The sequence below is a fragment of the uncultured Acinetobacter sp. genome, assembly GCF_947626835.1.
In the GTDB taxonomy this organism is placed as follows: Bacteria; Pseudomonadota; Gammaproteobacteria; order Pseudomonadales; family Moraxellaceae; genus Acinetobacter.
The window spans coordinates 1-9,645 of sequence record NZ_CANQTS010000047.1; the positions used below are offsets into that span (position 1 = coordinate 1).

Annotated in this window: 6 protein-coding genes; 1 reads left to right on the forward strand and 5 read right to left on the reverse strand. The window is 43.7% G+C overall.

Going from position 1 to position 9,645, the window contains the following annotated elements; genetic code table 11:
- Window positions 1-152: 152 nt before the first annotated feature.
- The 5 genes from Q0Z55_RS12115 to Q0Z55_RS12135 are packed head-to-tail and all read right to left on the reverse strand — an operon-like array spanning window position 153 to window position 8,829.
- Window positions 153-1,736, reverse strand: coding sequence for an ABC transporter ATP-binding protein (locus Q0Z55_RS12115; protein WP_297429111.1), 1,584 nt, complete (start codon window positions 1,734-1,736; stop codon window positions 153-155).
- On the reverse strand, window positions 1,711-2,724 hold the full coding sequence (locus tag Q0Z55_RS12120; RefSeq protein ID WP_297429097.1) for an ABC transporter permease: 1,014 nt from the start codon (window positions 2,722-2,724) through the stop codon (window positions 1,711-1,713). Before Q0Z55_RS12120 ends, Q0Z55_RS12115 begins: the two co-directional genes overlap by 26 nt.
- Entirely contained in the window at window positions 2,724-3,791 is a 1,068-nt protein-coding gene (yejB, locus tag Q0Z55_RS12125; RefSeq protein ID WP_297429100.1) for a microcin C ABC transporter permease YejB, read from the reverse strand. The genes Q0Z55_RS12120 and yejB overlap by 1 nt, the downstream gene beginning before the upstream one ends.
- Window positions 3,792-3,807: 16 nt before the next feature.
- Window positions 3,808-5,625 carry an extracellular solute-binding protein gene (locus tag Q0Z55_RS12130; RefSeq protein WP_297429103.1) on the reverse strand — a complete coding sequence of 606 codons (1,818 nt, stop codon included), beginning with the start codon at window positions 5,623-5,625 and terminating at the stop codon, window positions 3,808-3,810.
- Window positions 5,626-5,634: 9 nt separating this feature from the next.
- A complete protein-coding gene (locus Q0Z55_RS12135) occupies window positions 5,635-8,829 on the reverse strand; it encodes a LysM peptidoglycan-binding domain-containing protein (protein WP_297429106.1) in 3,195 nt (1,064 codons plus the stop codon).
- Window positions 8,830-9,050: 221 nt separating this feature from the next.
- Between Q0Z55_RS12135 and rnhA the strand changes: the two genes are divergently transcribed.
- Window positions 9,051-9,645 (forward strand): ribonuclease HI (rnhA, locus tag Q0Z55_RS12140; protein WP_297429108.1); only part of this gene is annotated, 595 nt, incomplete at its 3' end.

Sequence of the window (9,645 nt, forward strand, 5' to 3'; positions counted from 1 at the left end):
CTATCGTCTAGAGGCCTAGGACATCGCCCTTTCACGGCGGTAACCGGGGTTCGAATCCCCGTAGGGACGCCATATTTGAGTGTTAAACTCTACAAAAAAGCCCAAGCATTTAAGACTTGGGCTTTTTTGTGTCTGTTAGAATTAAGCTCTGATTACAACTGATATTGGCTGGCTTGAATCAAAGCTTGGGTATAACTGGTTTGTGGCTTTAAAAATAAATCTTCGGTATTTTGCAGTTCCATCACTTTAGCATGCTGTAATACCAAGACCTGCTGACATAACGCACGTACCACATGTAGATCATGACTAATAAACACATAAGTCATGGCATATTCATGTTGTAAGCGTCTGAGCAATGCCACAATCGCGCGCTGTGTGCTTCGATCAAGTGCGGAGGTCGGTTCATCTAAAATGATCAGTTTTGGCTGTAGCACCAAAGCACGCGCCAAGGATACGCGCTGACGCTGTCCTCCTGAGAGTTCATGTGGATAGCGCTGTTTAAACTCAAGCGGCAATTCCACTTGTATTAAAGCCTGTTCAACGCGTTGTTTAATCTCGGTGGCGGCAATTTTTTGTACCTGTAAACCTTCAGCAATAATTTGCTCAATGCTTAGACGTGGATTTAAGCTACTCAACGGATCTTGAAAGACAATTTGCAAATCACGACGTAAAGGGCGTAATTGTTTTTCAGAATAGGCATTTAAATCTTGCCCCAATAAGACAATTTTACCTGTACTGGGAATTAAACGTGCTATCGCCAATGCAAGTGAGCTTTTGCCTGAACCACTTTCCCCGACAATGCCAAGCGAGCTGCCTTGTTGCAGCTGTAGATCTAAAGGCTCAACCGCCACCACATAATCTTTCACCCGATTGAGCAACCCTTGTTTAATCGGGAACTTGACTGCCACTTGCTGTAAATCCAGCAATACCTCCTGTGCTGGCACATGTAACGCTTGACCAAAATCATGGTTGAGTAGATTTTGGGTATAGGCATGTTTGGGCTGAGCAAAAACATCTTGCACCAAACCTTGCTCCACCACATGACCGTGTTGCATCACAATCACTTGCTTGGCATAACGCCTGACTAAATTTAAATCATGGCTAATTAAAATCATGGCCATATTACGCTGCTGCTGTAGATTTTTAAGCAACTCTAGAATCTGCACCTGTAACGTGACATCTAAGGCAGTAGTCGGTTCATCGGCAATTAAAATCTCGGGGTCTTGCGCCAAAGCCATGGCAATCATTACACGCTGCCTTTGTCCGCCTGAGAGCTCATGTGGATAGCGTCTGAGCTTGTCCTTTGGTTGCGGGATACCCACATCCTGTAACAAGGCAATCACGCGCTCACGGGTCTTCGACTTGCTTAAACCTTGTAGCCTTAAACTCTCGCCAATCAATTTTTCTACCCGATGCAGTGGATTAAGTGCAGTCATGGGTTCTTGAAAAATCATGGCAATTTTTTGCCCACGAATAAAACGTAATTGCGCAGGCGCTAATTCCAATAAATTTTGCTGTTGCAGTATGGCTTGGCCGGACACCTGCAAGTTACTGGGCAACAAACCCAGTAAAGCCAAACTGCTGATGGATTTACCCGAACCACTTTCCCCCACAATGGCTAAAGTTTGCCCTTTTTTAAGCTCAAAATTTAAATCGTGGACCAATGTTTGGCTGTGGGTTTGAATATTTAAGCCACGTACATCAAGTAATTTATTGACGTCTTGGGTCAAATGCATCACGGGTCGCCTCGCCAATATAAATCAGTAGAGATAGCACAATCGCTAAAGTAAAAAAGCCGGATAACGCCAGCCACGGTGCATTGAGGTTATTTTTGCCTTGTAATAATAATTCACCTAAAGAGGCGGCATCTGGTGGCAAACCATAACCTAAAAAATCCAGTGCAGTCAGGGCAGTGATATTGGCGGTCAGCATAAATGGCAACTGTGACAAGCTTGAGCTCATGGCATTGGGTAAAATATGGCGAAGGATAATGTTGTGGTCAGGTACCCCTAAACTTCGCGCAGCACGTACATAATCTAGATGACGGGCACGTAAAAATTCAGCACGCACCAAACCCACTAACGTTGGCCAACCAAACAACAGCATAATAAAAAACAGCCAGTAGACATTGGGCGTAAACATACTCACCAAAATCATGACCATAAATAACATGGGTAAACCACCCCATACTTCTAAAATGCGTTGCCCAATCAAATCAATCCAACCGCCATAATAGCCTTGGATAGCACCCACCATCATCCCTAATACAGCAGAAGCTAGAGTTAAGGCAAAGCCAAACAATAACGACACACGCAACCCATATAAAATTCGTGCTAAAACATCGCGGCCTTGATCATCGGTACCCAGCCAATTGTCTGAGGTTGGTTGCGATGGCACCGGTACTGTCAATTCTAAATTTGGAGTTTGATAAGCATAGCGAATGATCGGCCACACAGCCCAACCATGTTCTTGAATCAGTGCGTGTACAGCAGGGTCTTGATAGTCGGCTTCGGTTTCAAATACCCCACCAAAGGTGGTTTCAGGATAGGCTTTAAAGACTGGTAAATAAAGTTGCTGCTGATAACTGACCAATAAAGGTTTATCGTTGGCAATCAATTCTGCAGCCAGTGACAAGACAAAAATCATGCTAAAAATGATCAAGCAACCAAAACCTACGCGATTGGCTTTAAAGCGTTGTAAACGCGCCTGCATAATGGGCGACATTATTTGCCCCCTCGTGCATCAAAGTTAATACGTGGATCAATCACTTGATACAAAACATCGCTGACTAAACGTAACAATAAACCAAGCAACGTAAATAAAAATAAGCTGCCAAAAATTACCGGATAATCACGTTGCACAATGGCTTCAAAGCCAAGCAAACCTAAACCGTCTAAGTTAAAGATAATCTCAATAAACAAATTGCCCACAAAGAAAATCCCCACCAAAGCTTCAGGCAAACCGGCAATCACAATTAACATGGCATTACGAAACACATGCCCATACAACACGCGTGACTCACTTAAGCCTTTGGCGCGTGCTGCAAGTACATATTGTTTGGACAACTCTTCCATAAAGGAATATTTGGTCAGATAAGTTAAACCGGCAAAGCCGCCAATCACCATGGCCAGTAAAGGCAAGCTCATATGCCAAACATAATCTTTGATTTTGCCAAACAAATTTAAATCAGCAAAATTTTCCGAGACCAAACCTTGCAATGGAAACCATTGTAAGTAGCTGCCACCGGCAAAAAATACAATCAGTAAAATGGCAAACACAAAAGCCGGAATGGCATAACCAATGGCCAATAAAATCGACGTAGATTGATCAAAAACACTGCCATGCTGACGGGCTTTTTTGATCCCCAATGGAATCGAGATCAAATAAATCAGTAACGTGCTCCACAAACCTAAAGACAAAGACACTGGCATTTTTTCTAACAGCAAGGTGGTGACGGGTTTATCTTTAAAAAAGCTCGTGCCAAAATCCAAGCTTAAGTAATTTTTAAGCATTTCCCAAAAACGTACATGCATGGGTTGATCAAAGCCATATTGGGCTTCAATTTTAGCCACCATCTCATCACTTAAACCCTGAGCGCCTTGATAAGCATTGGAGGTTGCTGCTGTTTCGCCCCCACTGACATTGCTAAGCCCCGCAAAGCTTTGCGCTTGTTGAATGGCTTGTTCGACCGGTCCGCCGGGTGCAATTTGAATCACCACAAAGTTAATCAATAAAATAAAAAACAAAGTGGGAATAATCAACAGCAAGCGTTTTAAAATATAAGTGCCCATGCCACTCCTGTGTGGATTATTTTTGTCCTAAATATTGGCGGACTTTGGCAGCTTGCTTGGCATCGCTCCACCAATAATCAATTCCTGTTGATAATTTAGGTTTTTGTTTGGGTTGCTGATACATATTCCAATAGGCCAACCAATGTTCACCTTTGCCATAAGTTGGAATTTGGTAATAACCAGCACGCAATAAACGATCTAACACTTTGGTACGCAGCACCAATGCTTGACGGTTTGGCGCACGAATCAGTTGTTGAATGGCATCATCAATCACCGGATGTTGAATACCGGCATAATTATAATTGCCCGGTTGACTGGCCGCTTTAGAACTCCATAGCTGTGCTTGCTCATTGCCCGGGGTTAATGATTGTGGCATGACGCTGGTGGTCATATCAAAATCGCTACGTCGCATACGTTCTATGTATTGCGGTACATCCACATGACGAATATTCACTTGAATGCCTAAGCGCTTTAAGTTACGTACAAAGGGCATCAACGTGCGTTGCAAGCCATCTTGATGAATCAAAAATTCTAAAACAATCGGCTGTCCCTTGGCATCTAGCAATTGAGCTTGGTTAAAACGATAACCTGCTTTTAACAACAATTGACGCGCTTTGAGTAAATTGCTGCGGTTAAAACCACTACCATCTGAAACAGGATAACGCCAATCTAGCAACACAGCTTGACGCTGAATTGGATCAAGTTGGCTTAAATAGGGTTTGAGTATGGCCATCTCGGCTGCACTGGGTCGGCCTTTGGCTTCTAATTCGCTGTTGCTAAAATAACTTTGTAAACGTTGATATTGTCCATAAAACAAGGCTTTGTTTTGCCACTCAAAATCATAAGCCAAGGTAATGGCTTGACGAAAGGCAATGTCTTGCATGGCTTTTCTGCGTGTATTAAACACAAAACTTTGCGTTGGAATCGGGTTTTGATGTTTAAAGCGATATTTCACCACCATACCTTGCTGCATGGCAGGAAAATCATATTCCGTCACCCATTTACGCGCCGTATATTCTTCGTGCAAAGTATATTGACCAGATTTAAAGCCTTCAAAGGCAACATCTAAATTCCGATAATACACATATTTAATGCGATCAAAATTATAACGCCCTCGATTGACCGCTAGATCTTTTCCCCAATACTGCGGATTACGCTTGTAGGTAATACTACGTCCGGCATCAATTTTTTCAATCCGATAAGGCCCTGAACCTAAAATGGGCTGCAAAGTGACTCGGCTAAAATCACGCTTTTGCCAATCTTTGGCTGAATAAATCGGTAATTGCGCCAAAATCAGCGGCATTTCAGTGTTATTTTTGGATTTTAAATGCATCCGTACTGTATGCCGCGCCAATACTTCAGTACGTGCCAAATCGGATAAATACATTTGTAGACCGAGATTGGCTTTATTGAGATAAGCATCAAAGGTAAATTTAACATCTTGGGCAGTCACAGCCGAACCATCACTAAATTTAGCTTGAGGATTTAACTCAAAAGTGACTGTGGTTAAATTTTTAGGATCAAAACTGACCCGCTCAGCCAAAAGCGGATACATCACCCCCGGTTCATCTAAAGATGAGCTCATTAAACTATCAAATAAGTAATTGACACCATCGACTGCACTGCCCTTGCCATTCATGCTGTTTAAATTGTCAAAGGTCCCATTGGCAGCTGTCGTGATATAGCCGCCTTTGGGTGCAGAGGGGTTGGCATATGGCATATAACCACGTGCGCTATATTGCGGCTGAGCATGCAGCGCAATATAAGGGGTGGTTTGCATCGCCGCGTGTACAGGTGCTGCGATCAATACTGCCAAAGTGGCCAACAGACGCATGATTAATCCTTAAAGATTTGGCACTTGAATCACTTGACCAATGCGCAATTGCGTATTTGGGGTCAAATTGTTCAACTCAGCTAAAGCACTTTGTGCTAAGCCATAGCGACTTGCCAAACCAATTAAGGTATCACCGCTTTTCACTCGATAATCGGTAAATTTTTTTGGAATGTGAATGCTTTGTCCGACACGTAAACTGGCATTACTGCTTAAGTTATTTAAACTTGCCAACTCAGATGCCGAAATATCTAAACGCTTGGCAATGGCATATAAAGATTCACCAGATTTTACTGTGTAGCTTTCGGTACTGCTGTTTTTAATGACCGTTTTATTGCTTATCGGCGCAGCTGTTTTTTCAACTTTTTGATCAGCTTTGGCTTCAAGCTCACCGTCTAGTTTTAATCGTTGTCCGACACGTACAGTGCTGCTCGTTAAGTCATTGAGTTGCATTAAATAGCTGACCTGTAAGTGATATTTTGCTGCAATGCTGGTTAAGTTATCACCACTTTGTACCACATATACTTCTGGCATTTTTAAGGTGTTATTGGTCTTAGCTTTAGCAGGAGCAACAGGCGTACTTTTTGCTGCTTCAGCGCTTAAAGTCAGACGCTGCCCTGCACGTAAACCACTATTGCGCCCCAGGCCATTCCAGTTGGCAATGTCATCGATATTTAAATCGTAACGATTGGCAATCGCGGTTAAGGTATCGCCGGCTTGTACCGTATATTGCTCAGGCACTTGATAACCCAATGGCACCTGCAAAGTTTGCCCTGCATATAAACTACTATTGGCTGACATGTCATTCAGTGCTGCAAGTTCAGCCACACTGAGTTTAGCTTGACTGGCAATGCTATATAAACTATCGCCACGTTTTACCGTATAGGCTTCAAGTTTAACATTCGGCTTTAACGTTTTGCTGTCAACTTTGTCCTGCACAACGCTTGGCGTGGTATTGGTCACAGCTTCAGTTAAAGGCACATTAATTTTTTGCCCTACCATGAGTTGACTATTGGCTGTTAAACCAGGAGTTAAATCCGCCAACGCTTGATTTGATAAGGCATAACGATCTGCCAAGAGTTTTAAATATTCACCACGTTGTACTGTATAGCTTTTGGTCTTAATCTTGCTAAGGTGTGTTGTGGTAACACTTGGTTTTTCAGGCTCAACTTTCTTAGCTTGTGGATTGTCTTTTAGCTGCAGTTTTTGACCTGCAAAAATCCCACTCGTCACGGTTAAATTATTATAATCTGCCAACTGTTTAAGACTCAGCCCATATTCAGCCGCAATACCGCTTAAGGTATCGTTGGCACGTACCGTATATACATCAGGCACGCTTTTAGGTTTCACTGCTTCAGGCGTCGCTGCAACTGGTTTGGCATCATATAAATAAATCGTTGTGCCTACATACAGCACTGCATTTGGATCAATTTGATTCCAATTGGCAACATCGCGCCAGTTCACGCCATTTTTCATGGCGATCATTTGCAGATTGTCACCCGGCATCACCACATAAGTACTGCGTTTGCCTTTTGGTGGTACCACCACAATGTCTGATGCAGTACGAATGACATTTTTGCCTTGATTTAACTTGGCTTCTTCTGAAGTTGGACTGGTGTTATCTGCCACACCTTTTGGATAAGAGAAGCCTTTTTTAAGCTCCTGACCGCTTTGCTCTGCAATGGATTGACTGGTTTGTAAGGCGGTAAGCTTAATTTTACCATCCACTGGATCAACAATTTCAGTGCCCTGCGGCGTGATTTGTTTTAACTCAGCCACAACTTGGGCTTGCTCAGCTTGCGAGGCAACGGGCTGCGAAGCTGCTGCAGCTTGAGCTTGTTCTTCTAAAGCAAGCGCAGCTAAAACTTTTTCACGTTCTGCCGCACTTAAAGCTGGTTCAGTACGTACCGGTTGTACATTTGCCGCTGGGGTAACTGCCACTGGAATACGCGGTGCACTTGGCACATCCATATTACTAGCAAAAGCCGCCAGTGCTGCCGAACCTTTTGGTGTGATCGCGCTTGGGCGAGTGGTGGTTGTGCTTTGAGTCACTGTTTGACTGCTGCTAATAATCGGAGGGGGTGCCGCTTTGGTTGGCGTTACTGGTTTAAACGAACCACTTGGTGTAGTGGTTGGCACGCTTGCCACTAAATTTGGCGAACCACCATGTAGAGTTTTTAAACGTGCATCAATGGTTGGGCTTAAATCTGCCGGAATTAAAATACGCATTGGGCTGCTCGCGTCTACATATTCGCCACGATGCCCAGGGTTAAGTTGATACAGCTCAGCACGACTTAAACCGGTAATACGCGCAATATCATTGAGCGCCACAGGACCCACTTGTATTTCACGAAAATGCGGGCGATTGGCAATTGGGGGCAAGGTCACATTATAAGCACTTGGATTTTTAATAATTTGTGCTACCGCAATAAAACGCGGTACATAGTACATGGTTTCTTGTGGTAATTTCAGTGACCAATAATCAGTTGGCAAGCCTGCTGCTTTATTACGGTTTATGGCTTGTTGAATACGCCCAGGACCTGCATTGTAAGAGGCCAATGCCAATTCCCATGAACCAAATTGATTATACAAACTGCCTAAAAATTCATAGGCCGCACGGGTCGATTCCACCACATCACGGCGACCATCATATTGACTGGTTTGTTTTAAACCATAAATTTTACCGGTACTTGGAATAAACTGCCACAGCCCCGCTGCCGCTGCTGAACTGGTCGCTGCTGGGTCATAAGAGCTTTCAATAATTGGTAGTAACGCCAATTCAGTCGGTAAACCACGACGTTCGGCTTCTTTGACCGTATGATATAAATAACGCGAGGCACGCGCACTTAAACGATCAATATACGGTTGACGTGAAATAAACCAACCACGCTGTGCTTCAATACGTGGATCACGGCGGCTTAAATCCATATTAAAGCCAACCAACATACGCTTCCAGACATCGCCATGTTTGAGTACCAATAGACGATCACCTTCTACCGCACGCATGTCAGTGGCAGAGAGTAAATCTTCTAAGCCATCCATACCGTTGGCGCCCAACATTTGGCTGTTTTGTGTTTTTTGGCTAGACGATGACGACGGTGTAGATGAACAACCACTAATCCCCAAAGCAACGAATGCTGAACCCAATACGGTCAGTTTAAATAAAGGCCCTTTTGACTGCCACAGGTGCGTGGTTGCTTTATACATACACAAGAATCCAAAAACTACGACTAAAAATTATTGTTGAGCGTGGTCATTGTAGAGGAGCATGCCCTAGACTCAAGGGGATAATTTAGCGCGATTTGAGGATTAATGTTACAAGAATTTAAAAAAAAGCCGCTTCGAGTCGGCTAAGCGTCACATCGGTCACTTTTTCAGTTTACAATGTCAAACTTGCAATTTTCCTGTTGTGGACTACGGATTCGATTATGACTCAAACAATCACCCTATATGTAGATGGCGCTTGCCGTGGCAATCCCGGCCTAGGCGGTTGGGGTGCGTATCTCATTTATGCTGATCAGTCTGAGCAAAAATATTGGGGTGGTGAATTTAACACCACCAACAACCGTATGGAACTCACCGCTGCCATTGAAGGGATTCGCGCATGTCCTGCCGACGCACAATTGATTATTTGGACAGATTCCACCTATGTGCAAAAAGGCATTACCGAATGGATTGTAAATTGGAAAAAGAAAAATTGGAAAAACGTTAAAAATCCAGATCTTTGGCAAGCTTTAGATCAGATCACTCAAGGACGTGATATTGATTGGCGTTGGGTCAAAGGTCATGCCGGCAATGCAGGCAATGAAATGGCGGATCAATTGGCCAATTTAGGCGCCGATCAAACTGCGCGTGGCAAAAGCATGCCTCAAGCCAATAATGAACCTGATTGGCTGTTAGATGATCCGTTTGGTTTTGATTTGATTGATGACGATTTGGACGAAACCGAAACCGAAACCGAAACCGAAACCGAAACCGAAACCGAAACCGAAACCGAAACCGAAACCGAAACCGAAACCGAAA

Bases quoted from the DNA above. Each gene is read 5' to 3' on its own strand.
- Q0Z55_RS12135 (WP_297429106.1), bottom strand. From the start codon at position 8,829: ATGTATAAAGCAACCACGCACCTGTGGCAGTCAAAAGGGCCTTTATTT.
- Q0Z55_RS12120 (WP_297429097.1), bottom strand. From the start codon at position 2,724: ATGTCGCCCATTATGCAGGCGCGTTTACAACGCTTTAAAGCCAATCGC.
- Q0Z55_RS12115 (WP_297429111.1), bottom strand. From the start codon at position 1,736: ATGCATTTGACCCAAGACGTCAATAAATTACTTGATGTACGTGGCTTA.
- Q0Z55_RS12130 (WP_297429103.1), bottom strand. From the start codon at position 5,625: ATGCGTCTGTTGGCCACTTTGGCAGTATTGATCGCAGCACCTGTACAC.
- yejB (WP_297429100.1), bottom strand. From the start codon at position 3,791: ATGGGCACTTATATTTTAAAACGCTTGCTGTTGATTATTCCCACTTTG.